Annotated in this window: 25 protein-coding genes and 1 tRNA gene; 15 read left to right on the forward strand and 11 right to left on the reverse strand. The window is 69.7% G+C overall.

Going from position 1 to position 23584, the window contains the following annotated elements; all coding sequences use genetic code 11:
* Positions 1 to 415: 415 nt before the first annotated feature.
* Positions 416 to 1321: a dihydrodipicolinate synthase family protein gene (locus ABZ342_RS05760; RefSeq protein WP_360469097.1), complete on the reverse strand. Its 906-nt coding sequence runs from the start codon at positions 1319 to 1321 to the stop codon at positions 416 to 418.
* Positions 1318 to 2022: a GntR family transcriptional regulator gene (locus ABZ342_RS05765; RefSeq protein ID WP_360469238.1), complete on the reverse strand. Its 705-nt coding sequence runs from the start codon at positions 2020 to 2022 to the stop codon at positions 1318 to 1320. The genes ABZ342_RS05760 and ABZ342_RS05765 overlap by 4 nt, the downstream gene beginning before the upstream one ends.
* Before the next feature lie 62 nt (positions 2023 to 2084).
* Between ABZ342_RS05765 and ABZ342_RS05770 the strand changes: the two genes are divergently transcribed.
* The 5 genes from ABZ342_RS05770 (at position 2085) to ABZ342_RS05790 (ending at position 7016) form a co-directional block, all read left to right on the forward strand.
* Positions 2085 to 3311: an extracellular solute-binding protein gene (locus ABZ342_RS05770; protein ID WP_155547947.1), complete on the forward strand. Its 1227-nt coding sequence runs from the start codon at positions 2085 to 2087 to the stop codon at positions 3309 to 3311.
* A complete protein-coding gene (locus ABZ342_RS05775; protein ID WP_360469101.1) occupies positions 3308 to 4351 on the forward strand; it encodes an ABC transporter ATP-binding protein in 1044 nt (347 codons plus the stop codon). The genes ABZ342_RS05770 and ABZ342_RS05775 overlap by 4 nt, the downstream gene beginning before the upstream one ends.
* Positions 4348 to 5241 carry an ABC transporter permease gene (locus tag ABZ342_RS05780; protein ID WP_360469104.1) on the forward strand — a complete coding sequence of 298 codons (894 nt, stop codon included), beginning with the start codon at positions 4348 to 4350 and terminating at the stop codon, positions 5239 to 5241. The genes ABZ342_RS05775 and ABZ342_RS05780 overlap by 4 nt, the downstream gene beginning before the upstream one ends.
* A complete protein-coding gene (locus tag ABZ342_RS05785) occupies positions 5238 to 6065 on the forward strand; it encodes an ABC transporter permease subunit (protein WP_155547944.1) in 828 nt (275 codons plus the stop codon). The genes ABZ342_RS05780 and ABZ342_RS05785 overlap by 4 nt, the downstream gene beginning before the upstream one ends.
* Positions 6066 to 6176: 111 nt before the next feature.
* Complete coding sequence (locus ABZ342_RS05790; RefSeq protein ID WP_360469107.1) at positions 6177 to 7016, forward strand: MerR family transcriptional regulator; 840 nt, start codon at positions 6177 to 6179, stop codon at positions 7014 to 7016.
* Here ABZ342_RS05790 and thrS read toward each other — a convergent pair.
* The 4 genes from thrS to ABZ342_RS05810 form a co-directional block, all read right to left on the reverse strand.
* Positions 7006 to 8175 carry a threonine--tRNA ligase gene (gene thrS / locus ABZ342_RS05795; RefSeq protein WP_360469110.1) on the reverse strand — a complete coding sequence of 390 codons (1170 nt, stop codon included), beginning with the start codon at positions 8173 to 8175 and terminating at the stop codon, positions 7006 to 7008. The genes ABZ342_RS05790 and thrS overlap by 11 nt on opposite strands.
* Positions 8176 to 8336: 161 nt before the next feature.
* Complete coding sequence (locus ABZ342_RS05800) at positions 8337 to 8960, reverse strand: dihydrofolate reductase family protein (RefSeq protein ID WP_360469112.1); 624 nt, start codon at positions 8958 to 8960, stop codon at positions 8337 to 8339.
* A gap of 60 nt (positions 8961 to 9020) precedes the next feature.
* Positions 9021 to 9488, reverse strand: a complete 468-nt coding sequence (locus ABZ342_RS05805; protein WP_155547940.1) for a heme-degrading domain-containing protein — start codon at positions 9486 to 9488, stop codon at positions 9021 to 9023.
* 25 nt (positions 9489 to 9513) lie between these two features.
* Complete coding sequence (locus tag ABZ342_RS05810; protein ID WP_360469115.1) at positions 9514 to 9891, reverse strand: VOC family protein; 378 nt, start codon at positions 9889 to 9891, stop codon at positions 9514 to 9516.
* 69 nt (positions 9892 to 9960) lie between these two features.
* Between ABZ342_RS05810 and ABZ342_RS05815 the strand changes: the two genes are divergently transcribed.
* Positions 9961 to 11907: a phosphocholine-specific phospholipase C gene (locus ABZ342_RS05815; protein ID WP_360469118.1), complete on the forward strand. Its 1947-nt coding sequence runs from the start codon at positions 9961 to 9963 to the stop codon at positions 11905 to 11907.
* On the opposite strand, the gene ABZ342_RS05820 is transcribed toward ABZ342_RS05815, so the two are convergent.
* Complete coding sequence (locus ABZ342_RS05820; protein WP_360469121.1) at positions 11904 to 13133, reverse strand: M20 family metallopeptidase; 1230 nt, start codon at positions 13131 to 13133, stop codon at positions 11904 to 11906. The two genes, ABZ342_RS05815 and ABZ342_RS05820, sit on opposite strands and share 4 nt — an antisense overlap.
* A gap of 77 nt (positions 13134 to 13210) precedes the next feature.
* On the opposite strand from ABZ342_RS05820, the gene ABZ342_RS05825 reads away from it, so the two are divergent.
* The 4 genes from ABZ342_RS05825 (at position 13211) to ABZ342_RS05840 (ending at position 14500) form a co-directional block, all read left to right on the forward strand.
* On the forward strand, positions 13211 to 13693 hold the full coding sequence (locus tag ABZ342_RS05825) for a tRNA adenosine deaminase-associated protein (RefSeq protein ID WP_230863018.1): 483 nt from the start codon (positions 13211 to 13213) through the stop codon (positions 13691 to 13693).
* A gap of 23 nt (positions 13694 to 13716) precedes the next feature.
* Positions 13717 to 14145, forward strand: coding sequence for a nucleoside deaminase (locus ABZ342_RS05830; RefSeq protein ID WP_360469125.1), 429 nt, complete (start codon positions 13717 to 13719; stop codon positions 14143 to 14145).
* 30 nt (positions 14146 to 14175) lie between these two features.
* Entirely contained in the window at positions 14176 to 14379 is a 204-nt protein-coding gene (locus ABZ342_RS05835; RefSeq protein ID WP_155547934.1) for a CsbD family protein, read from the forward strand.
* Between the two features lie 33 nt (positions 14380 to 14412).
* Positions 14413 to 14500 (forward strand) — tRNA-Ser (locus ABZ342_RS05840).
* A gap of 105 nt (positions 14501 to 14605) precedes the next feature.
* On the opposite strand, the gene ABZ342_RS05845 is transcribed toward ABZ342_RS05840, so the two are convergent.
* A complete protein-coding gene (locus ABZ342_RS05845) occupies positions 14606 to 16153 on the reverse strand; it encodes a pentapeptide repeat-containing protein (RefSeq protein WP_360469128.1) in 1548 nt (515 codons plus the stop codon).
* 109 nt (positions 16154 to 16262) lie between these two features.
* Between ABZ342_RS05845 and ABZ342_RS05850 the strand changes: the two genes are divergently transcribed.
* Positions 16263 to 17033, forward strand: coding sequence for an NAD(P)H-binding protein (locus ABZ342_RS05850; protein WP_360469131.1), 771 nt, complete (start codon positions 16263 to 16265; stop codon positions 17031 to 17033).
* On the opposite strand, the gene ABZ342_RS05855 is transcribed toward ABZ342_RS05850, so the two are convergent.
* Positions 17026 to 17598: a hypothetical protein gene (locus tag ABZ342_RS05855; protein WP_155547929.1), complete on the reverse strand. Its 573-nt coding sequence runs from the start codon at positions 17596 to 17598 to the stop codon at positions 17026 to 17028. The genes ABZ342_RS05850 and ABZ342_RS05855 overlap by 8 nt on opposite strands.
* Positions 17595 to 18014: a hypothetical protein gene (locus ABZ342_RS05860; protein WP_155547928.1), complete on the reverse strand. Its 420-nt coding sequence runs from the start codon at positions 18012 to 18014 to the stop codon at positions 17595 to 17597. Before ABZ342_RS05860 ends, ABZ342_RS05855 begins: the two co-directional genes overlap by 4 nt.
* 154 nt (positions 18015 to 18168) lie before the next feature.
* Here ABZ342_RS05860 and ABZ342_RS05865 point away from each other — a divergent pair, with 154 nt between their 5' ends.
* Genes ABZ342_RS05865 through ABZ342_RS05875 form a run of 3 tightly spaced genes read left to right on the forward strand, consistent with a single transcriptional unit; the run spans position 18169 to position 19722 of the window.
* Positions 18169 to 18291, forward strand: a complete 123-nt coding sequence (locus ABZ342_RS05865; RefSeq protein ID WP_360469134.1) for a hypothetical protein — start codon at positions 18169 to 18171, stop codon at positions 18289 to 18291.
* Between the two features lie 47 nt (positions 18292 to 18338).
* The gene (locus ABZ342_RS05870; RefSeq protein WP_360469137.1) at positions 18339 to 19259 is read left to right on the forward strand and encodes a TauD/TfdA family dioxygenase; all 921 of its coding nucleotides are present in this window, start codon (positions 18339 to 18341) and stop codon (positions 19257 to 19259) included.
* Between the two features lie 16 nt (positions 19260 to 19275).
* Positions 19276 to 19722, forward strand: a complete 447-nt coding sequence (locus ABZ342_RS05875; RefSeq protein WP_360469140.1) for a limonene-1,2-epoxide hydrolase family protein — start codon at positions 19276 to 19278, stop codon at positions 19720 to 19722.
* Positions 19723 to 20014: 292 nt separating this feature from the next.
* On the opposite strand, the gene ABZ342_RS05880 is transcribed toward ABZ342_RS05875, so the two are convergent.
* Positions 20015 to 20953, reverse strand: coding sequence for a CapA family protein (locus ABZ342_RS05880; RefSeq protein WP_360469143.1), 939 nt, complete (start codon positions 20951 to 20953; stop codon positions 20015 to 20017).
* A gap of 126 nt (positions 20954 to 21079) precedes the next feature.
* Here ABZ342_RS05880 and ABZ342_RS05885 point away from each other — a divergent pair, with 126 nt between their 5' ends.
* The gene (locus tag ABZ342_RS05885; RefSeq protein ID WP_360469146.1) at positions 21080 to 23557 is read left to right on the forward strand and encodes an endonuclease/exonuclease/phosphatase family protein; all 2478 of its coding nucleotides are present in this window, start codon (positions 21080 to 21082) and stop codon (positions 23555 to 23557) included.
* Positions 23558 to 23584 lie beyond the last annotated feature (27 nt).

Here is a 23584-nt window from a genome sequence, read left to right on the forward strand (position 1 = left end):
CCCCGACGGGGTCCGGGTCCGGTCCGGGAAAGGGCACTGGGGCCTGGTCGCGGTGGTACCGCGTCCTGTCCTCAGCCTCCCATCCCGCCGCCGTGAAGGCAATTCCCCGCAGCCTGCCGAAGAGGTGTACAGTCAGCCACATCGGGATGAAAGGTGACTTACCACACACCCGAAACTTCCCGGCCGGGCCGCCCCGACCGGGGGCAGGAGCCGGGTCCGGAACCCCGCTCGTACGCAACCATGTCGGCCGTTCGGCCGGCGAGCAGCCGCCCGTAGTCGCGCAGAGTGACGCCCGAGGTGCCCAATTGGGTTGCTACAGCTTGGTTCTTCCGGTGCGACTCCGGTCATCAGGTGGCTCGTCGGCGAGCCGGGCTTCGGCGTCACCGCGCTCCGGCGCGCCGATGGGCCACCACCTTCACGAAAGCCCCCAGGACGAAAGCAGTCCGAAGAGCCGTTCGCGTTCGGTGCCCGTCAGCAGCCGGCTCGGCGGCCGGACGTCCGGGCGGCACAGGCCGAGTTGCCCGAGCGCGTCCTTGACGACGCTGACGTTGTTGGCGTTCCCGTTCGCGGCGCGCAGCTCTTCGAACGGCCGGATCCGCTCCCAGACCGCCATCGCGCCCGGATAGTCCCCTGTGGACAGTGCGCGGAACATCTCCATCGAGATCGCCGGGTCGACGTTCACGAGTCCCGACGTGAAACCGGTGGCGCCGACGGCGAAGTACCCGGGCGCCGAGAGCTCGGCCAGGCCGGCGATCCACACGAAGCGCTCGAAGCCCGCGTCCCGCGCGACCGAGCCGAACCGCACCGGGTCGGGCACGGCGTACTTCACGCCGATGACGTTCGGCGCCGCTTCGCCGAGCGCGCGCAGCTGGTCGCCGGCGATCGCCGGGTTGCGGACGTAGAGCACGACGCCGAGATCGGGCACGGCGGCCGCGATCGCGGCGTGGTAGTCGACCCAGCCGTCGCCGGAGATGTACGGGTGCACGGGCTGGTGGATCATGATCATGTCGGCGCCGGCGTCCCGCGCGTGCGTGGCCGCCCGCGTCGCCGACGCGACGTCGTGGCCGATCCCGGCGAGCACGCTGCCCCGGCCGGCCACGGCCTCGACCGTGACCTCCAGGCAGTGCCGGGCTTCCGCCGCGTCCAGCGCGTAGAACTCGCCGGTGTTCCCGTTCGGCGTCACGACTTCGACGCCGCCGGTGATCAGCCGGTCGACGAGCTTCGCGTACGTCTGGCCGTCGACGGCGCCCTCGGCGTCGAACGGCGTCACCGGGATGGCCACCACCCCGGAAAGCCGCCGCCTCTGCTGCTCGAACGTCATCGGGTCCCCTTCGGATCGCCGGTCTCTGCGGTGCTTTCGCCCGGGAGCCCGAAGGCGATCCGGTCGATGAAATCGGTGATGTGCTTGCGCAGCAGGTGTTCGGCCTGCCGGGCGTTGCCGCTCTCGGCGGCGGTCAGGATCGCCCGGTGTTCGGCCGCTTCACCCCGCCACGTCGGGCTGATGCCCCAGCCGGTGACGGTGATCAGGGCGGCCTGGTCGCGTAGGCCGTCGAGGATCTCGACGAGCAAAGGGTTCCCGCATCCGGAGTAGAGCGCGCGGTGGAACAGCCGGTTGGTCAGGCTGGCTTTGGCGCGGTCGGCGGCCGCGGTACCGGTGCCGACGTCGGCCAGGACTCCCCGCGCTTCACCGAAGTCCGCGCCGCGCTCGACAGCGCGTCGGACGGCTTCGGGCTCGAGGAGCGCTCGCAGGTCGTACACGGCGTGGGCGCTCTCGGCGTCCATGACCCGGACCGCGGCGCCCTTGTACGTGCTCATCGTGACCAAACCGGAACCGGCGAGGATTCGCAGCGCTTCGCGCACCGGTGTCTTCGACACCCCGAGCAGGGCGCCCACCTCGGCTTCGACGAGCGTTTCGCCCGGCCCGAACTCCCCGCTCAAGATCGACTCCTTGATCGCATCACGCACGAAATCCGTGCGCGAGACGGGCGGCGGCGGCCTCCGGGCCGAAGAAGTGCTCGCCACTGGCATGTCCGATCTGATATACGATGCGACATACAACATTATCACGGACCCAGGGAGCAGCCATGCAGCGTCGCACCGGCTTCCGATTCCGCCGGGCACTCCTGGCGGCCGGCCTCGCCGCCGGACTGGCGGCCTGTGGCGCGCCCGGCGGGGACGGCGGCCAGGCGGCGGATCCGAAGGCCGTCCCCGACAAGCCGAGCAAGCCCGTCGACCTGAACATCCTCGACATCGCGGGCAACCTTCAGCTCACCAAGCAGATGATCGAGAACTTCAAGGCCGCGCACCCGGAAGTGCTCTCGAAGGTCACCTATTCGACGGCACCCGCACCGAGCATGGCCGGCAAGCTGAAGGCCGAGCAGGACGGCGGCGTCGCCCAGACCCACCTGGTCCTCAGCGGCACGGACGGCCTGTCCGCCGGCATCGCGAACGGCACGCTCGCCAAGGTCCTCCCGGACTTCTCCAGCCGGTTTCCGAACCTGATGCAGAACTACCTCGAGCCCGCGGCCAAGATGCAGGAGCTGGCCAACGGCTACGGCGTCGAGGTCGTCTACTACCCGTCCGGCCCGCTGCTGGAGTTCAACCCGGGAGCGGTTCCGGCGGCGCCGGCGTCCCCGCAGGAGCTGCTCGACTGGGCCAAGGCCCACCCGGAGAAGTTCCAGTACGCGCAGCCGTCGAACTCCGGCCCGGGCCGGACGTTCCTGATGGGCCTGCCGTACCTGCTCGGCGACAAGGACCCGAAGGATCCCGACAAGGGCTGGGACAAGACCTGGGCGTTCCTGCAGGAGCTGGGCAAGTACGTGAAGTACTACCCGTCCGGCACCACCGAGACGATGAAGAACCTCGCGTCGGGTTCGGTGGACATGGTCATGTCGACGACCGGCTGGGACATCAACCCGCGCAAGCTCGGCACGGTGCCCAACACGGTCAAGACCGCGATCATGCAGCCGATGCACTGGGTCACCGACGCCCAGTACGCCCTGATCCCCAAGGGCCTCTCGCCCGACCAGGAGTCGGCGATCCTGCAGCTGATCGCGTGGATGCTGAAGCCGGACCAGCAGGCGATCGCCTACGACGACGGCTACTTCTACCCCGGCCCGGCGGTCAAGGACGTCACCCTGCAGATGGCGCCGCAGAAGAGCCAGGACACGATCAAGCAGTTCGGGCGCCCGGAGTACGAGCAGTGGATCTCCCAGTACCCCAAGGAGACCTCGCTGCCGGCCGAGCAGCAGGTCAAGGCGTTCGACAAGTGGAACCAGCTGGTCGGCGGCTCGAAGGTCGGCAAGAAGTGACGTTCGAGCAGCTCCGGCTGGACGGCGTCTCGCGCAGCTTCGGCACCGCGAACGCCCTGAGCGGCCTCGACCTCGCCATCTCGCGCGGCGAGTTCGTGGCCCTCCTCGGCCCGTCCGGCTGCGGCAAGTCGACCGCGCTCAACTGCCTGGCCGGACTGCTGCCCCTGACGGGCGGCAGCATCTGGCTCGACGACGCCCGCATCGACGGCCGGCCCCCGGAGCAGCGCGGGTTCGGGATGGTCTTCCAGAACTACGCGCTGTTCCCGCACATGTCGGTCCGCGCCAACGTCGGCTTCGGCCTCAAGATGCGCAAGGTCGCCCGCGCCGACGCCCGCCGCCGCGTCGACGAGGCATTGCGCCTGGTCCAGCTCACCGACCACGCGGGGAAGTTCCCCGCGCAGCTCTCCGGCGGCCAGCAGCAGCGCGTCGCCATCGCCCGGGCCGTGGTGCTGGAGCCCCCGGTCGTCCTGATGGACGAGCCGTTGTCCAACCTCGACGCCAAGCTCCGCCTCGAGATGCGGATGGAGATCCGCCGCCTCCACCAGACCCTCGGCCTGACCACGGTGTACGTCACCCACGACCAGGAGGAGGCCCTGTCGCTGGCCGACCGCCTGGTGGTGCTGCGCGACGGCACGGTCCAGCAGATCGGCACCCCCGAGGAGGTGTACGCCCAGCCGGTGAACAGTTATGTGGCCTCCTTCATGGGATATCGGAACCTCCTGGACGTGACGGTCGTCGAGACCGCGGGCTCGTCGGTCACCGTGGAGGGCGCCGGAGTCCGGCTGACGGGCCGCGGCTCGCTCACCGAGGGCCCGGCGAAGGTCGCGATCCGCCCGGAGGACTTCGTCATCGGCGACGGCGCCGAGAACGCCCTCGACGTCACGGTCGAGATCGTCGAGTACCACGGCCGTGAACTGTCGGTCTCGGCCCGTCTCGAGAGCGGGACACCGGTGTACTTCCGCACGGACAAGCGCCTCGCCCCGGGCGACACCGTCCGGATCGGTGTCCCGGCCGAGCGTGTCCTGGTGTTCGAGCCATGACGGCCCTCGCGAGTGCCCGCCCGGCGTTGCGTCACCGTCTGGCCGAACGCGGTGTCGACCGCACCCTGCTCCTCCTGGTGCCCGGCCTGCTGGTCACCGCCTGCCTGTTCCTGTACCCCTTCCTCTACGGCCTCCAGCTGTCCTTCGCCCCGCGCCAGGGCGGGGTCTTCGCCAACTACGCACGGTTCTTCGGCGACCCGTACCTGCACGACACCATCTGGACGACGCTCGGCATCGCGTTGCCCGCGACCTTCATCAACGTGCTCGCCAGCATCCCGATCGCCTACGTGATGCGCGGCCGCGTCCGCGGCAAGCGGCTCCTGACGACGATCCTCGTCGTGCCGATCACGCTCGGCACGGTGCTCACCGCGCAGGGCCTGATCATGTACGGCGGGCCGGCGGGCTGGCTGAACAAGGTGCTCACGGTCCTCGGCATCACCGACGAGCCGCTCCCGCTGATCCACAACTACACCGGCGTGCTGCTGTCCCTGGTGATCACCGGCTTCCCGTTCTCCTTCCTGTTGACGCTGTCCTATCTCTCGGGCATCGACCCCTCCCTGGAGAAGGCGGCCGCGACCCTCGGCGCGAACTGGGCCCAGCGCTTCCGGCGCATCACGCTGCCCCTCCTGGCTCCCGGCCTGGCGATCACCTTCTGCCTTTCGTTCGTGATGGCGTTCTCGGTGTTCCCGAGCGCGCAGCTCGTCGGCGACCCCGCGAACGAGACCCGCGTCATCTCGATCGCGGCCTACCACGCCGCGTTCGAGGAGTACGACTACTCGATGGGCTCGGCCGTCGCGATGCTCATGGCGGTGGTCATGCTGATCGTGATCGGCCTGGTCATGGCGTGGCGCGGCACGCTGTACCGCGGAGCGACCGGAGGCAAGGGATGACCGGTTGGGTCGCGCGTCCCGGACGTTGGGTCGTCTGGGCCGTCGTCGTGTTCTTCTTCGTCAACCTCGCCGGCGTGGTGCTCTCGGTCGTCGTCGACTCGTTCGGCAAGCAGTGGTTCGGCACCTGGCTCCCGGACGGCTTCACCACCCATTGGTACGCCGACGCCTGGCGCGAGTTCGGCTTGTCCGACGTGCTCCTGACCACCGCGATCGTCGCGCTGGTGGTGATCGCCGTGTCGGTGGCAGTCGGCGTCCCGGCCGCCTACGCGCTGGCCCGCCGCTCGTTCCCCGGCAAGCGCCTGGTGATGCTGCTGTTCGTGCTGCCGATCCTGATCCCTCCCATCACCTACGGCATCCCGCTGGCCACCGTGCTCTACAAGTTCCACCTGGCCGGCACGACCACCGGCGTCATCCTGGCGAACCTCGTGCCGTCGGTGCCGTTCGTCGTGCTGACCATGACGCCGTTCATCGAGCAGATCGACCCGAAGATCGAAGCCGCCGCCCGCATGTCCGGCGCGCGCACGGTTTCGGTGTTCACCCGGATCCTGGGCCCGCTGCTGCTGCCGGGGATCCTGGCCGCCTCGATCCTCGTGCTGGTCCGGACGGTCGGCATGTTCGAGCTGACGTTCCTCACCGCCGGCCCGGACTCGACGACCCTCGTCGTGGCGCTCTACAACTCCGTGTTCGCCGCCGGCATCCGGGCCAACCAGTCGGTCGATGCCATGGCGACCATCTACACCGCCTCCATGCTCGTGCTCCTTCTCGTCGCGCTGCGGTTCGTGAACCCGACCCAGCTGGTCACCCGGATCCGGGAGGAGACCTAGTCCGTTCGCTCATGCGTTTGACTTTACCGCGAAACGTCGAACAGATGATCGACACGATCGGGCGAACCTGGGACTTGCCCCTCCTCCGAGGGGAGGTGCCACGCTGAGGGCATGTGGTACTCGATCGGCGAGCTGGCCAGCCGGACCGGCCTGACGGTCAAGGCCGTCCGGTTCTACTCCGACCGCGGCCTCGTCCCGCCGTCCGGGCGCAACGCCGCAGGTCATCGCCAGTACGACGACACCGCGCGCACCCGGCTCGACCTCATCCGCACCCTCCGGGAACTCGGCGTCGGCCTGGCGACGATCCGGCAGGTCGTCGACGGCGAAGCGACCGTCGCCGACGTCGCGGCGAGGCACGCCGAGGCCCTGGAACTGCAGATCCGCGTGCTGCGCGTGCGTCACGCGGTGCTGACGGCCGTCGCGAAACGTGGTTCGACCCCCGAGGAGGCAACGCTGATGCACGAGCTGGCCCGACTGTCCGAAGTGGAGCGCCGGCGCCTGGTCGGCGACTTCCTCACCGACGCCTTGGGCGACCGTCCCGACCTCGAAGGCGTCGCCCGCACCCTGACCCCCGAGCTGCCGGAGGAGCCGAGCCCCGAGCAGGTCGAGGCGTGGGTGGAGCTGGCCGGACTGACGCAGGACAAGGAGTTCCGCGCGATCCTGCGCCGGCTCGTGGAGCAGCACGAGGGTGGTTTGCGCCGCGGCCTGGCCGCCGAGGTGCGCGACGCCGTCACGCCGGCGCTCGAGGCCGGAGTCGCACCGGAGTCGCCCGAGGCCCGGGCGATCGTCGACGGTCTCGGGCGCGACCCCGGCCAGGTGCGGGAATGGCTCGCCCTCGTCGGCGACCCCCGCCGCGAGCGCTACCTGCGGCTGCTCGCGGTGGTCAACGGCTGGGCCGCCCCGGAAAGCCTGGCGCCGGCGTTCGGCTGGCTGGCCGCGGCTACGGCTTGACCTCCGATCTGATCCACGCCAGCGCCTCCTCGGCCGGCTGGGCGTCGACCCGGCGCCCGTCGCGCAACCGCAGGGAAAGCTGCCCCGCGGCGACCTCCTGCGGGCCGAGCACGGCCTGGTACGGCACCAGCCGGCCGTCCCGGATCCGTGCGCCGAGACTGCCTTCCGGCGCGATCTCGACGCGCAGATCGTCACACCGGTCGAGAATTGACCGTGCGTAAGGCAATTCGGCCGGGGACACCGGCAGCAGCCGCAGCTGGACCGGCGCCAGCCAGGCCGGGAACGCGCCGCCGTGGACCTCGACCAGCTGCGCCACCGCGCGTTCGACGCTGCCGATGATGCTGCGGTGCACCATCACCGGCCGGTGCTTCGCCGCGTCCGCGCCGACGTACTCGAGGCCGAACCGCTCGGGCTGGTGGAAGTCGATCTGGACGGTGGACAGGGTCGATTCGCGGCCCGCGCCGTCGACGATCTGGACGTCGATCTTCGGTCCGTAGAAGGCCGCTTCGCCCTCGACGGCGTCGTACGGGAGGCCGTCGAGGACGGAGCGCAGGATGTCCACGGCCCGGTCCCAGTCGCCGGCGACGTACTTCCCGCCGGGGCCGGGGAGCGAAAGCCGGTAACGCGCCGGGCTGATCCCGAGCGCGTCGTAAGCCTTCCGGATCATGGCCAGCGCGGCGCCCGCCTCGGCTTCGACCTGCTCGGGGGTGCAGAAGATGTGCGCGTCGTTGAGCTGGATCGCGCGCACCCGGCTCAGCCCGCCGAGCACGCCGGAGAGCTCGCTGCGGAACATCCCGCCGATTTCGGCGATGCGCAGCGGGAGCTCGCGGTAGCTGCGGCCGCGCGAACGGTAGATCAGCGCGTGGTGCGGGCAGAGGCTCGGCCGCAGCACGAGCTGCTCGCCGCCGACGTCCATGGGCGGGTACATGTCGTCGCGGTAGTGCGACCAGTGCCCGGAGATCTCGTACAGCTCACGTTTGCCGAGCACCGGCGAATGGACGTGCTGGTACCCGGCGCGCCGTTCCAGGCCGCGGACGTACTCCTCGAGGCTGTGGCGGACGATCGCGCCGTCGGGCAGCCAGTAGGGCAGGCCCGCGCCGATGAGCGGATCGGCGTCGAACAGGCCGAGCTCACGGCCGAGCTTGCGGTGATCGTGCATGGTGGACTCCTCGTGGACGGCGAGGCGATCGACCACAAGACGAAGCCCGGGGCGACCGCCCCGGGCTTCGGTGAGCGTGGATCAGCGCGCCGGGACACTTTCCGGCGTCGTCGTGTCCGCTGCGCGCTTCATGTCTTCGACGGTAGCAAGACCGTCCACCGCTATTCCGCCACGAGCCGGAAGGTGTCGTAGTCCGGGCTCCCGGCCGGCCGCAGCACGAGCACGGTGACCCCCGCGGCGGTGCGCCGGCTTTCGACGTGCTCGAACTTCTTCGGCACCACCCCGGCCGGGAAGAGCCGCCGCCCCTTGCCCAGCACGACCGGGAACAGCCACAGCCGGTACTCGTCGACGAGGTCGTGCGCGATCAACGTCTGCAGCAGCGCGCCACTCCCGTGGACCTGGATCTCGTCGCCCGGCCGCGACTTCAGCTCGCGGACGGACTCGACGACGTCGCCGCGCACGATCGACGTACCCGCCCAGGGAGACGTCGTCAGGGTCCGCGAAACCACGTGCTTCGGCAGGCCGTTGAGCCGCGAGGCCAGCGGGTCGGCGGGGTCGGTGACCTTCGGCCAGTGCGCGGCGAAGATGTCGTGCGTCCGCCGGCCGAGCAGGAACGAACCCGCCCGGGAGATCCACTCTTCGGCGAGGTCCGCCATGCCCTTCTCGTAGAACGGCGTCACCCAGCCGCCCAGGTCGAAGCCGCCGGACGGGTCCTCTTCGGTGCCGCCCGGGCCCTGGTAGACGCCGTCCAGGCTCAGGAACGTCGTGGCGATCAGCTTGCTCATGGAGACTCCTCGGATGCCGTGTACCAGTACGTCACCCGAGGAGGCGCCGGATCGACAGCCTCAGGAAGCCAGGAACAGCTCCAGCTGCTCGACGACGAACGCGTGGTCGTCGGCCTGCGGGAGTCCCGAGACGCCCACCGTGCCCACCGGACCGACGCCGCGCACCAGCACCGGGAACACGCCGCCGTGGGCCGCGTACTCGTCGGGGTTCAGGCGCGAGTCCGCTTCGAACGAACCGCCCTTCGCGCGGAACTGCGTGCCGACCAGGAAGGAGCTGTGCCCGTAGCGGTCCACGACGCGGCTCTTGCGGTCGATCCACGCGTCGTTGTCGGCCGATGTCCCCGGCAGCGCCGCGTGGAAGAGCCGCTGGCCGCCCCGGCGGACCGAGATCGTCACCGGCAGCCCGCGCTCCCGGGCCGCGGCCAGCAGCTGGGCGCCGAGAGTGAGCGCCGTCTCGTTGTCGAACTTCGTGAACTGGAGACGTTCTTCCTGGTCAGCGAGCTGGGCGAGACGATCGGCTTCGGTCATCCGCCCATTAAATCAACACTGTTGTTTAATTGCCAGTGAACTCGGTCAGGGACAACACGTTGCCGTCCGGATCGCGGAACCAGGCGATCCGCCCGCCCGGCGTGGTCCAGATTTTGTCGGTGTCCTGTGGCAGCGTGTCGAACGTGAGGAACTCCACGCCCCGGCCCCGCAGCTCGGCCACCGACGCCCGGATGTCGGCGACCGCCCAGCCGAGCACCGTGAACGGCTGCGGCGTGAACTCCGCGACGGCGGTGACGCGGAGCATGGTCGTTCCACTGCGGAACACGCACGCGAAGGGGGACTGCTCGATGAACTCGAGCCCGGTGACGTCCGTGTAGAAGGCACGGGAGCGCTCCAGGTCGGTCGACGGTGCGAAGGCGACCAGATCCGCTGAGTCGAGCATGGGTACCACCTCTCTCGGCGGAGAAGGTACCCCTCGCCGGGCCGCCGGCGTGGGGATGAGGAGGCAGGCATGGGCCGCATTCGGCGGCGCACGGTGCTCGGCGGCGCGGCCGCGGCCACCGTCGCCGGCTCGTTGACGGCCGCGTGCGCAGCTCCGCCGCGGAAGGGGACGATCGACGACGTCCGCCACGTCGTGGTGCTGATGCAGGAGAACCGGTCGTTCGACCACTACTACGGCACGATGGCCGGCGTGCGCGGCTTCGGCGACCGCGCGGCGCTGCGGGACGTCTTCCGCCAGCGCGGCAAGGGCGCGCCGGTGCTGCCGTTCCGGGTCGACACGTCCGTTGTGGACGGCCAGGACCTCGGCGAGCTGCCGCACGACTGGAACAGCACGCACCGCGCGTGGAACGGCGGCGCGTACGACGCCTGGGTCGCCGCGAAGAGCCCCATGACGATGGGGTACTTCACCCGCGACGACATCCCGTTCCAGCGCGCCCTGGCGAGCGCGTTCACGCTGTGCGACCACTACTTCTGCTCGATCCAGGGCCCGACCCAGCCGAACCGGCTGTTCCACTGGACCGGCACGATCGACCCGGACGGCGTCGCCGGCGGTCCCGTCACGCACAACTTCCCGGACTACGAGCCGTCCTTCCGCTGGACGACGTACCCGGAGCGGCTCGAGTCCGCCGGGATCACGTGGCGGATCTACGCGAACGACGAGGAGCGCGGCGTCCCCGAGCACTTCGCCGGCGACTACGGCGACAACCCGCTGTGGCTGTTCCAGAACTTCCACGACGCGCTCTACTCGATGGACCCGGTCAAGCACCGGCTGGCCGAGCGCGCGAACCTGCGCACGAAGCTGCTGCCCGACTCCGGCAAGGGCAAGGACCTCGACCACACGCTGGCCGAGTTCATCGCCGACTGCGCCTCCGGGGCGTTGCCCGCGGTGTCGTGGGTCGTGGCCCCGTACGGCTACTGCGAGCACCCCTCCGCGCGGCCGGTCGACGGTGCCTCCTACGTCCAGCGGATGCTGAAAGCGTTGTGGGACAAGCCGGAACTGTGGGAATCGACCGTCGTCTTCCTCAACTACGACGAAAACGACGGCTTCTTCGACCACGTCGTCCCGCCGACGCCGCCGCCCGGGACCCCGGGCGAGTACCTGCCGGGGAACCGCCCGGAGAAGGGTGGGGCGTCCGGTGCCCCGCTGCCGATCGGGCTGGGGCCGCGCGTGCCGATGACCGTCGTCTCGCCGTGGAGCCGCGGCGGCTGGGTGAACTCGCAGGTCTTCGACCACACGTCGGTGCTGCGCTTCCTGGAGACGTGGACCGGGGTGCGCGAGCCGAACATCTCGGCCTGGCGCCGGGCCATCTGCGGCGACCTGACCAGCTGTTTCGACTTCCGCTCGCACGACACGACGATCCCGCTGCTGCCGGACGTGGACGCGTTGCGCGCCGACGCCGACCGGACGCAGTCCCGGCTCCCGAAGCCCGGGCTCGGGCCGGGTGCCCTGGTGCAGGAGCCCGGCACGGCGAAGGCGCGCCCGCTGCCGTACCAGCCGGTCGCCTGGGCCACGGCGGCGCCGGGCGCGCTGAAGCTCAACCTGGCCAACCACGGGACGCAGACGCTGCAGCTGGCCGCGTACGCCTACCACGCGGGCGGAGCGTCACAACGCTTCGACGTCGGCCCGGGAAGCGAGATGACGGGCGAAGTCCCGTATGGAGAGTCGTACGACATCGCCATCCACGGCCCGAACGGGTTTGTCGTCGAGGCTTCGGGCCGACCGGGGCTCGACGCCTCCGTCACGTTCACCCCGGCGCCCGCGCTGCGCGTCACGGTGACCAACAGCGGGCCGGTGCCGGTCGTGCTGAACGGCGTCACGATCGCGCCGGAAGCCACGCACGACTTCCCGGTGTCGGCGAAGAACGGCTGGTACGACGTCACGTTCGAGGCGCCGGGGTGGCGTCGCCGCTTCGCCGGGCACCTCGAAGACGGCCGTCCGTCGCGGACCGGGCCTTAACGCAGGGCGTCGAGCGCGAACGCGGCCAGCATCGCGACGCCGCTCGGCATCGCGTCCTCGTCGAAGAGCACGCGGTTGGAGTGGTTCGCGGCCGCTTCGGCGGGGTCGACGCCCGGCGGGCACGCGCCCAGGAACGCGTACGCGCCCTGAACGCGTTGCAGGACGTAGGAAAAGTCCTCGGCGCCCATCAGCGGGTCCGCCATCAGCTCGACGTTCTCCGGGCCGAGCACGGCCTCGCCGAGCGTCAGGACCTCGGCGGCGACGCGCTCGTCGTTGACCGTCACGGGGTAGCCCGGCTCGACGTCGGCGACGACGCGGCAGCCGTAGGCCGCGCCGACCTGCTCGCACACCTTGTACAGCTCGTCGCGGACCAGCGCGCGCGTCTGCTCGGACAGCGTGCGGATCGTGCCCTCCAGCTCGGCGGTCTCCGGGATGATGTTGGACGTCGTCCCGGCCTGGATCCGCGTCACCGAGAGCACCGCGGGGTCGAACACGCTGACCCGGCGCGTGATCATCGTGTGCAGCGCGCCGACCATCGCCGCGGCCGCCGGCACCGGGTCGATCGTGTGCTGCGGCGCGGAGCCGTGGCCGCCCTTGCCGGTCACGTGCACCGTGAAGGAGTCCGCCGACGCCATCTGCGGGCCCGGCCGGACCGACAGCAGTCCACTCCGGAGGTTGGCGAGGATGTGGACGCCGAACGCGCGCTCGACCCGCGTCCCGGCAGCGTCGAGCACGCCTTCGTGGATCATGAACCGGGCGCCGTGGTGCCCCTCCTCGCCCGGCTGGAACATGAAGACGACCGAGCCGGCCAGCTTGTCCTTGCGCCCGGCGAGCAGCCGCGCGGCCGAGGCGAGCATCGCGACGTGCGTGTCGTGCCCGCACGCGTGCATCGACTGCTCGTCTTCGGACGCGAAGTCGAGGCCGGTCTCCTCGGTCAGGGGCAGCGCGTCCATGTCGCCGCGCAGCAGCACCGCCGGACCGGGCCGCCCGCCGCGCAGGACGGCCGTCAGCGACGTCGTCGCCTTGCCTTCGGTGATCTCCAGCGGCAGGTCCGCGAGGGCCTCCCTGATCGCCGCCTGGGTGCGCGGGAGGTGCAGGCCCTGTTCCGGGTGGCGGTGCACGGCGCGCCGGAGCGCGACGGTGCGGTCTTGCAGCGCCCGTGCGTCGCCGAGGAGGCCGTCGAACGGCGTACCGGGCAGGGTGGGCAGGTCAGTGGGGCCGGTCATGGTCCCGATAGTGCCCCATGCGGCGCTTCGGGCGCACCGTGCGTGCGTTCGGTCGAGCGGCGGAATACGGTGTGCGCATGGCGGTGGATGAGCCGGTCACGGGCTTCGCGGTAGCCGTGGTCCGGGAAGACGGTCGGTGGCGGTGCAGTGCGCTCGACCCGGGGGCGCTGACCGAGCTGGACGCAGCGATCACTGAACTGGGCAAACTACGTTCCACCGGTGCGTCCTTCGGGCTGCTGGCGGTCGACGACGAGTTCTTCGTCATCGTCCGGCCGAGCCCGCGAGGGCCGTCGTTGCTGCTCTCGGACGCGGCGGCGGCACTGGACTACGACATCGCGGCGGACGTCCTCGACGTCCTGCGCGTCGATCCACCGGACGAGGAGGACGACTCCGTCTGGCCCGAGGGTGACCTGGGGCTGCTGGCGGACCTCGGGCTGCCCGGGCCCGAGCTGGAGGTCATCGTCGGCGAGGTCGACCTGTACCCGGACGAGCAGCTGCAGATGGTCGCGCAGCGGTGCGGGTTCGGCAGCGAGTTCGCCAAGCTCCTGGACGAGCTCTGAGACGGCCGTCCGACACCGAGGCCGTGGAGGCCGCGCTCGAAGCGGCGCGGGCTCCCGGCGCGGACGTGCCGATCGGGGCGGTCGTGTTCGGCCCCGACGGGGTCCCCTTGGCGGCGGCGCGCAACGCGCGTGTCGAGCTGGGCGACCCGACGGCGCACGCGGAGATCCTCGCCCTCCGGGCGGCGGCCCGCGTGGTGGACGACGGCTGGCGCCTGGAGGGCTGCACGCTGGCGGTGACGCTGGAGCCGTGCACGATGTGCGCGGGCGCGCTGGTGCTGGCGCGGATCTCGCGGCTGGTGTTCGGGGCGTGGGAGCCCAAGACGGGTGCGGTGGGGTCGCTGTGGGACGTCGTGCGTGACCGCCGTCTCAACCACCGCCCGGAGGTCCGCGGAGGCGTCCTTTCGGCGGAGTGCGCTTCCGTCCTGGAGACGTATTTCGCCACGCGGCGCTGACGTTCGCGCCCGGGTGGGTACCCAGTGGACATGACTATGAAGGACAAGGTCCAGCAAGCGGTCGGCGGCGCCCGTTCGAAGCTCGGCGCGGCCACGGGCAACCGCCGTCTCGAGGCATCGGGACGCGTCCAGCGCCGCCGCGCGCAGGTCGCCGAGGTGGCCCACGACCTGCGCGACCGCTTCCGGGACGCCCAGGCCAGGCGCCGTTCGCCCCGCCCGGGCGACCCCTCGTGAGGCTCGGGTAGGCGCTCCGGTATTGTTCTCGGCGGTGGCGTGTCCGAGCGGCCGAAGGAGCACGACTCGAAATCGTGTGACGGCTAATCCCCGTCCGTGGGTTCAAATCCCACCGCCACCGCTCTTGAAACGCCCGGCAGCCTTCACAGGTTGCCGGGTGTTTTCGCGTCCGTCCGGCCAGGCGTCGCCACGCCCTCGGCGACACGGTGGAGATGGCTGCCGGCGGTCACGGGCTGGGCGGCGGAGCGTCGACCTGCTCCGCGAGCTCGGGTGGACGCCGATAGGTGAAAGCCACTCCTGTGAGACCAGGTGATTTGGTGAACGTGATTTTCGCGAAGTTGGTGAGTGAGAAAAACTTCGCTTCTTCGAACTGGGCGTATTCGGTGAAAGAAGTATTGGTGAAGAAGGCGGAGTCTCTGAAATGGGATCTTTGAAAAGTTGCTCCACTGAACTTGGTGTCCGTGAAAGATGTTGATTTATCGAATTTGCATTCGATAAAGTTGGCGTCGTCGCCGAATTCGGCCTGTGTCAGAGTGAATCTTTCGCCGAAGTGAGATTTGAAGAAGTTCGCGCCTGCGTCGAAGTTCGCATGATCGAACGACGAGAACATCCTGAAGGTTGCTCCGATGAACCAGGTGCGGCGGTGAAAACAGGCTCTGCTGAAGGTCGAGTAACGGTGAAATATCGCCGCTTCAAAACGTGACTCGTCGAAGAACTCGGCGCCGTCGAAATTCAGCTCGCCGGCGAACTGGGTGCCGGTGAAGGATACCCTGCCGTCGAATCTTGCTTCGCGGAATTTTGTATCTCCGAGCAGGGTGGCGTCGGTAAAGGTTGCTGTCCTCAGGCGGCAACCCGTGAGGTCGAGTTCGATCAACGTGGCACCGGTGAGATCTACATCTATGTCCGGCCAGAACTTCTCCGTCTCGACTCGGAGATGAGCTTGGATGATGCGCTGCGCGGTCAGTTGAACCTCTCGCTCTTGGCGGCGCTCATCCGGTTTGGCGGACAGTGCGTCGGCCGACGCCGTGCCGGGCCGCCTGATGCCGGATTTGCGGTGTCCAGGGCTGTGCGCACGCGAGGTGATCGGGCTTCCCCGGAGGTAAGCGCAGATGACGTTCACCACGGTCTGTCGTTGGTGCGGGTTGTCCTGCGCCACCCGTTCGAGAGCGTAGAGCCCGCCGTGGCGGACCGCGGCCTGCGGTGAGCCGAGTTGTTCCACCGCCTTCAGGTACAGATCGGTCAGTCTGCGTTCGGCGGCATCGTGCTCGGTCGACTGAGAGACTCGTTGCTGGTGGAGGAGAGTCAGTTCAGTAGAGCGCTGTCGTCGCGCGGCGAGGAGCAGGGCTGCGGCTCCACCGGTTCCTGCCACCAGTGTCGCAGCCGTCTTAATCGCTTCGAGCCGTTCGGCGGCCCCTGGTCCCGACGACGTGTCGAGCAGAAGGACGGCTGCCGTGACGCCCACTGTCAGCAGGGTTACCGCGCCGAGTGCGATCGATCGTGAGCTGAGCGATCGCAGCGCCTCCGCTGCGGTCGGCTGTTCGCTCTCGGCGGGCTTGCGGCGCTCACCGATCGCGAAGAGAAGTACTGCGACGGTGAGCGACACCCCGGCCAGTGTTGCGGCCCACCAGTCGCTGAGCACCCGCCAGAGCGACCCCCACAGTGGGCGTGCTGCCCAGATGGTCAGGGCAATGCCCGTGCTCAAGATCAGACGGGCCACAAAGGTCACGTTCACACGCTTGGCGAGCGAGGACCACGATCGGATTCTACCGGTCATGCTCCAAGAGTCGTGAGATCAGCTTCAGTGCTACACGACGGCAGTCTTGACCTGAAGGGCTCTTGAAGTGTGACGGTGGTCAGCGAACCCGATCACCAAGGAGCGCATCATGAAGGTCCTCGTCACCGGGGCCACCGGCAACACCGGCCGCCACGTCGTTCGCGGCCTGCTCGGCGAAGGCGTGGACGTCAAAGTCCTCGTTCGCGACCCGGCGAAAGCCCCCGAAGGAACGGAAGTCGTCGTCGGCGACATCACCGACCCGGCCGAAGCTGCCGAGGGAGTCGACGCCGTCTATCTCGTCTGGCCCTTCTACTCCGCCGAAGGCATCGACAAAGCCGTAAAACCCTTCAAAGACAAGAAAATCGTCTACGTCTCCTCGGCGGCCGCCGAAGCGGGCGGGTTCTGGGGCGACGTCGAAGAAGCCATACGAAACGTCACCGATGACTGGACCTTCCTCCGCATCACCGGCCTCGCCACCAACACCCTCGGCTGGGTGGGGCAAGCGAAAACCGGCAAGGTCAGGGCGCCTTACGGGCAAGCCAAACGGTCTCTCGTCCACGAAAAGGACGTCGCCGACATGGCGATCAAGGCGTTCACCGAAGACCACGCCCGGCAGATCTACCTCGTCACCGGACCGGAAGCCCTCAGCCAGGCGGACCAGGTGAGGATCATCGGCGAAGCACTCGGAACACCCGCGAAGTGGGAAGAACAACCGATCGAAGAAGCGACCGCGCAGCTGGGCGAGGAATTCGCGAAGAGCGCCCTGCCCTACTGGGCCTCGCTGGTCGACGATCCGGAGCCCGTCTCCCTGGACGTCGCGAAAGTCACCGGGCACCCGGCAAGGCCCTTCGATGACTGGGCCCGGGAAAGGTTCAGCTGAGCTGGACCGCCGGCGCCGTCAACGGCTCCAGCTCCGCCAGCAGCGAAGACAGCGAAGCCACCCCCTGCTGGATCACCCGCACCACCGAAGTGCACGCGGCGCTGACCGCGCTCACCACCTCGGGGGAGCGGTCGTCCGCCAGGACCGCCGACACCGCGTCCTCCGCGGCGGACGCCAGGGCGCACACCTCCGCGGACGCCGAAATCGCCAGCTCGTCCAGTCGCGCCGCGATCCGGACGCCCAGCTCGGCGGTGGCGGCGGCCGCGCGGGCCGCCGCCGTGTACTGACCGTCCACTGTGTCCGCCCAGATGCCGAACGTCTCCGCGCTGCCGCCGCTTTCGCCGTGCTCGACGCCGCCTCGGAACTCCGTGGACGCCGACGTCACGAGCGACGCGCCCGCGTCGACCGCCGAGGCGGACGCGCTGATCGACGACGGTGAGCAGTCGAGGTGCCGCAGGGCCGCGACCGGGTCCGGGGCGCCGATCCGGCCCGCGGCCGTGCGCAGGGACGCCAACCGGACCGCCGCCGACGTCAACGCGGGGTGTTCGAACACGGGCGACGTCACGGGGCCACCGCGATCCGCCCCCGGAAGCCGGTGCTCCGGGTGCTCTCCGCCGCCATGCGCAGCCGGCCGGCCAGGTCGGACGTCGCGTCGCCGAGGACGCGCGCGTCCGCTTCGCGGGCGGCGAGGGCGGCCGACCAGCGGGCCGCCAGCTCGCGGGCCTGCGGCGAGATGCCGAACGGCGTCGAGTCGACGCGGGCTTCGGCGAACCTCCCCGCTGCCTTGTCGTCGGCGGCCGCGGCCTGGTCGAGCAGGTCCGCGGCGGCGCGCAGCCGCTCCGGCCGCTTCGAGGGGCTCCCAGGACGCAGCCCGGAGAAGTCACCCCCCTTCTTCGGGGGGTTCCGGGTGGCCGGACCCCCGGCCCCGGGGCGGAGCTCCGGGATAGCACTGCCGATCCGCGAGCCTCTGCCTTCCGGCATGGGGGACCTCCGTCGTCCAAGGGCGCTCACCCGATCGTGGAAGATCTTGCCTCATGCTCCCGAGCCACCCGCATCGCGGTGACCTGCGGCGTTGACCGCGTTCCACCAAGTGGACGTCTTGACCGCAGGGCGGGAGGAAGAACACCATGAGCACATGCCCGCCACCTCGGAAAGCACGCCGATCCGGTGGCACGGCCGCGCCTCCAAGCGGTCGGTCGGAGAAGGCACCGTGGAGCTCCTGCTGCGCCGCGGCCGCCTGGGCTCGCCTCCTGCCTGACGCGAGCCCGGCGTCCCGATTCCTCCGAAAACCCTTGGAGCACAGCCATGTCCGTAGACCTGCCTGCCCGGATTCCGCTGCGCGACGCCGTCACCCCGCCCGACGGCCTCCTCGAAGGTCCGCGTGTCCTGCACCGGAGCGAAGGCGAAGCTTACGAACTCTTCCGGATCCGCCCGCTCGGCCGGGTGATCGGCGCGGAGATCGACGGCGTCGACCTCCGGGAGCCGCTCACGCCCGAGCTGCGCGAGGAGCTCAACCGCGCCCTGCTCGAGTGGAAGGTGCTCTTCTTCCGCGACCAGGACATCACCTCGGCGCAGCAGCGCGCGTTCGCCGCGAACTGGGGTGAGCTGGAGACCAACCCCTTCATCCCGAAGGGCGATGACGACGCTGTCACGCGCTTCGAGCGCACCGCGGCGATGCCCGGCTACGAGAACATCTGGCACGTCGACGTCACCTGGCGGCCCAACCCGGCGCTCGGCTCGGTGCTGCGGCTGATCGAGGTGCCGCCCGTCGGCGGCGACACGCTGTGGGCCGACATGGCCGCCGCCTACGACAACCTGCCCGAAGACGTCCGCGCCCGCATCGACGGGCTGACCGCCGTCCACGACTACCTCCCCGGCTTCGACCGGTTCTCCGATCCCGCGCTGCTCGCGCAGTGGCAGGACGAGTTCCCGCCGGTCGAGCACCCGGTGGTCCGGACGCACCCGGAGACCGGGCGGCGCACCCTGTTCGTCAACCAGGCGTTCACCACGCACGTCGTCGGGATGGACCGCGACGAGAGCGACCGGCTGCTGCGGTACCTGTTCCTGCAGGCCCACACGCCCGAGTTCCAGGTCCGGTTCAGCTGGCGGCGGAACTCGGTGGCCTTCTGGGACAACCGCGCGACGCAGCACTACGCGGTCAACGACTACCACCCGCACGTCCGGATCGCGGAGCGCGTCGCCATCGCGGGCGACCGGCCGTTCTGACCCTTAGCCTGAGGGCATGACCGATGAACCCCAGGCAGTGGTGACCGGTTTTCTCAGAGCCCTCGAAGACCTCGACGTGGACCGCGCGCTGACGTTCGCAGCGAGCGACATCGTGTACCAGAACGTGCCGTTGCCGCCCGCCCGCGGCGTCGCGGCGGTCGAGAAACAGCTGCGTTTCATGGCCAAGTACGGCTCAGGTTTCGAAGCGCGCACCCACCACATCGCCGCGGACGGCAACGTCGTGCTCACCGAACGCACCGACGTGCTGCGCCGCGGCGCGTGGGAAGCGGAGTTCTGGGTGTGCGGCACGTTCGAGGTCGAAGCCGGCCGGATCGTGCTGTGGCGCGACTACTTCGACTGGACGACGTTCCTGGCCGCGAGCGCGAAGGGCGCCGGGCGGGTCGCGCTGGCCGGCGCGCGCACGCTTTTCGGCCGCTACAAGGCGAAGCAGTCTGTGCGCTAGACGCGGTGTTCGCCGCGGTCGTGGTCCCGAAGGTCCACGACCGCGGCTATCCCCAGCACCAGCACGAACACGCAACTGAGAACAATCAGCCCCCACATGATGGTTCTCCCTCCCCCACGTGTTCGTGCTGGTCGAGAGCTGTCGAGAGTGGTCTGTGCCACTTTTCCGGCGGCTCTCGCAGACCGTACCGCCGCTTCACGCGGGTTGTTCCGGGTCTTAGGGAGCATTTAAGGCAGATGCGCCGGATGGGTGACAGTCGCACCGCATCCTGTAACAGCTCGCACGCGATCAGTTACGTACCAACGCTTACTGATGCTATTCCGTCCCGGATGGAGACGGACGTCGAGCGCCGGGCCGAAAGATCCGCGACGTACTGCAGCACTTTGCCCGCTTCGTCCCCGGCGAGCGGTACGCACTCGTTGTCGGCGTTGCGCCGCACCGGGATCAGCTCGAGGCGGGGTTCGTCGCCGAACATGCAGCCCGCCAGTAGCCCGTCGACGTGCCGCCCGCGCATCGCCGGCCAGTCGAAGACGAGGTTGCCGAGGCTGTAGAGGATCGGGCGGCCGCGGTAGACCTCGACGGCCTGGATCGTGTGCGGCCCGTGCCCCGCGACCAGGTCGGCGCCGGCGTCGATCACGGCGCGGCCGTAGGCGACCTGGTACTCGGCCAGTTCGGGGCCCGGCAGGCCCCAGTGCATCGAGACGACGACGTGGTCATGGGCCGCCTTGGCCTGTTTGACGTCGGCGACCAGCCGGTCGAGGTGCTCGGGGAAGGGCGACGTGCGCACCAGCGGCGGGCGGCCCGGGATCTCCGCTACGCGCGGATCGGGCTGGTAGGCCGTGGTCGCAAACGCTTGCGCGACGCCGGGGAAGTCCAGATGCGAGCCGTAGGGGCGAAGCGACGTGTACGCGAGGAAGGCGACCTTCTCCCCGGCCCGTTCGAGCACGGCGGGCGCGTGCGCGGCGGCGAGGTCCGGGCCGGCGCCGCAGTGCGCGATCCCGGCCTGGTCGAGGACCGGGAGCGTCGTCAGCACGGTGAGGTCGTTGGCGCACGAGACGACGTCGATGCCGCCCGACGTCAGCGCTTCGGCCATCGCCGCGTCGAGGGGACCCTCGAGGTTCGCGAACCGGACATCGGCGCCCTTGAGCAGCGGTTCCAGCCGCTCGAACGCCGCCGACGGCGTCGCGCGCCCCTGAACGTTGACGTCTCCGCCGAGTACCAGCGTGATCACAAAACCTGCTCTGCCGAAAGAGTGACGACGAAAGTAGTTGTTACGAATCGTTGCACCTTTGTCTTCCTCCTCCTCATCTGTTCGGGGGACTATGCCACGACTGTTCAAGCACAAAGGGGACTCAGGGTGATCAAGACCCACAGAGCCAAGACCGCGCTGACGGTGGCTGTCGCGTCCGGCTTGGTGCTCGGCGGAGTGGCCGCACCGGCCGCGTCCGCGGCACCCAGCGCCGACGCGGTCATCGCCGAGGTCTACGGCGGTGGCGGCAACTCCGGCGCCACGTTGACCAACGACTTCGTCGAGCTCGCCAACCACGGTACTGCCGCCACGAGCGTCGACGGCTTCAGCGTCCAATACCTGCCCGGCTCGCCGAGCGCGTCCAGCACCTGGCAGGTGACGCAGCTGGCCGGCAGCGTCGCGCCGGGCGGGCGCTACCTGGTGGCCGAGGGCAAGGGCACCGGCGGCACCGTCGCGCTGCCCACGCCGGACGCGACGGGCACGATCGCGATGTCGGCGTCCGCGGGCACGATCGCCCTCGTCTCCGGCACCACCGCGCTGACCTGCAAGACCGCCGCGGACTGCGCCGCCGAACCCCGGATCAAGGACCTCGTCGGGTTCGGCACGGCGACCGTGCGCGAAGGCAACCCGACGGCCGCGCCGTCCAATTCGACGTCCGTCGCGCGGGGAACGGCCCTGGCCGACACCGACGACAACGCGGCCGACTTCACGGTCGGCGACCCGTCCCCGACGAACACCAAGGGCGAGACGACCGGCGGCGGCACCCCCGGTGACCCGGGCACCCCGGCGAAGATCCACGAAATCCAGGGCACCACGCGCATTTCGCCGTTCAAGGACAAGAAGGTCAGCGACGTCACCGGCGTCGTCACCGCGACCCGGACGTTCGGCTCGGTGCGCGGCTTCTGGCTCACCGACCCGAACCCGGACAACGACCCGCGCACCAGCGAGGGCCTGTTCGTGTTCACCGGCTCGACCAGCCCGGCCGTGGCGGTCGGCGACGCGGTGACCGCGACCGGCACCGTCCGCGAGTTCTACCCGGACGCGCCGGCGACGTCGAACTACCAGTCGCTCACCGAGCTGGGTAGTGCACAGTGGACGGTCGGCTCGCACGGGAACGCGCTGCCCGCGCCGACCGTGCTGAACCCCGACACCGTGCCGACGACGTACGCGCCGTCGCCCGGCGGGAACATCGAGCCGCTCACGCTGGAGCCCACCAAGTACGCGCTGGACTTCTGGGAGTCGCACGAGAGCGAGATCGTTTCGGTCAGCGACGCCCGCGTCGTCGGTCCGTCGAACTCCTTCAACGAGCTGTACGTGACGTCCAAGCCGGACCAGCACGAGTCCGTGCGCGGCGGCAGCGTCTACCTGGGGTACGACCAGCTGAACAGCGGCGTCATGAAGGTGTCGTCGCTGATCCCGTTCGACCAGCGGCCGTTCCCGAAGCTCAACGTCGGCGACGTGCTGACCGGCACCACGTCCGGCCCGGTCGAGTACAGCAACTTCGGCGGCTACACGCTGTTCGCCAGCGTGCTGGGCACCGAAAAGGACAACGGGCTGCAGGCCGAGACCACGCGCAAGCAGCGGTCCGGCGAGCTGGCCGTCGCGACGTACAACGTCGAGAACCTGGCGCCGGGCGACCCGCAGGCGAAGTACGACCGGCTCGGCGAGGCGATCGTGACGCACCTGGCGACGCCGGACATCGTCACCCTGGAAGAGATCCAGGACAACACGGGCGCGACCGACGACGGCACCGTCGCGGCGGACCAGACGCTGCAGAAGTTCACCGACGCCATCGTCGCCAAGGGCGGCCCGCGCTACCAGTGGCGCTCGATCGACCCGGTGAACGACCAGGACGGCGGCCAGCCGGGCGGCAACATCCGCGTGGCGTTCCTGTTCAACCCGGCTCGCGTGTCCTTTGTGGACAAGCCGGGCGGGACGTCGACTTCGGCCGTTGGCGTTGTCCGCGACCGCGGGAAGACGCACCTGACGGCGTCGCCGGGCCGCGTCGACCCGACGAACGAAGCCTGGGAAAGCAGCCGCAAGCCGCTCGCCGGCGAGTTCGTCTTCAAGGGCCGCACGGTGTTCGTCATCGCCAACCACTTCAACTCCAAGGGCGGCGACCAGCCGACGCACGGCCGGTTCCAGCCGCCGGTGCGCAGTTCCGAGGTGCAGCGGGCGAAGCAGGCGACGGTGCTGCGCGGGTTCGTCGATTCGTTGCTGGCGGCCGATCGCAACGCGAACATCGTCGTGGCCGGTGACCTGAACGACTACCCGTTCTCGCCCGCGGTCCAGACGCTCACCGCCGGTGGCGCGCTGAAGGACCTGATCGCTTCGGTGCCCGAGGCCGAGCGGTACAGCTACGTGTTCGAGGGTCAGTCCCAGGTGCTGGACCACATCCTGGCGTCGAAGGCGCCGCGCGGGGTGGACTACGACGTCGTCCACATCAACGCGGAGTTCGCCGACCAGGCCAGCGACCACGACCCGCAGGTGATCCGGTTCCGGCCGAGCACCGGGAACGCGATCCAGGACGGGATCAACGACCTGCTCGACTACCTGGAGCAGCTGCTGGGCAAGTACTTCCCGTAAGCCTGTCTCCGTCGAGGCCACCACCGG

The sequence above is a fragment of the Amycolatopsis sp. NPDC005961 genome (genome assembly GCF_040629235.1).
In the GTDB taxonomy this organism is placed as follows: Bacteria; Actinomycetota; Actinomycetes; order Mycobacteriales; family Pseudonocardiaceae; genus Amycolatopsis; species Amycolatopsis camponoti.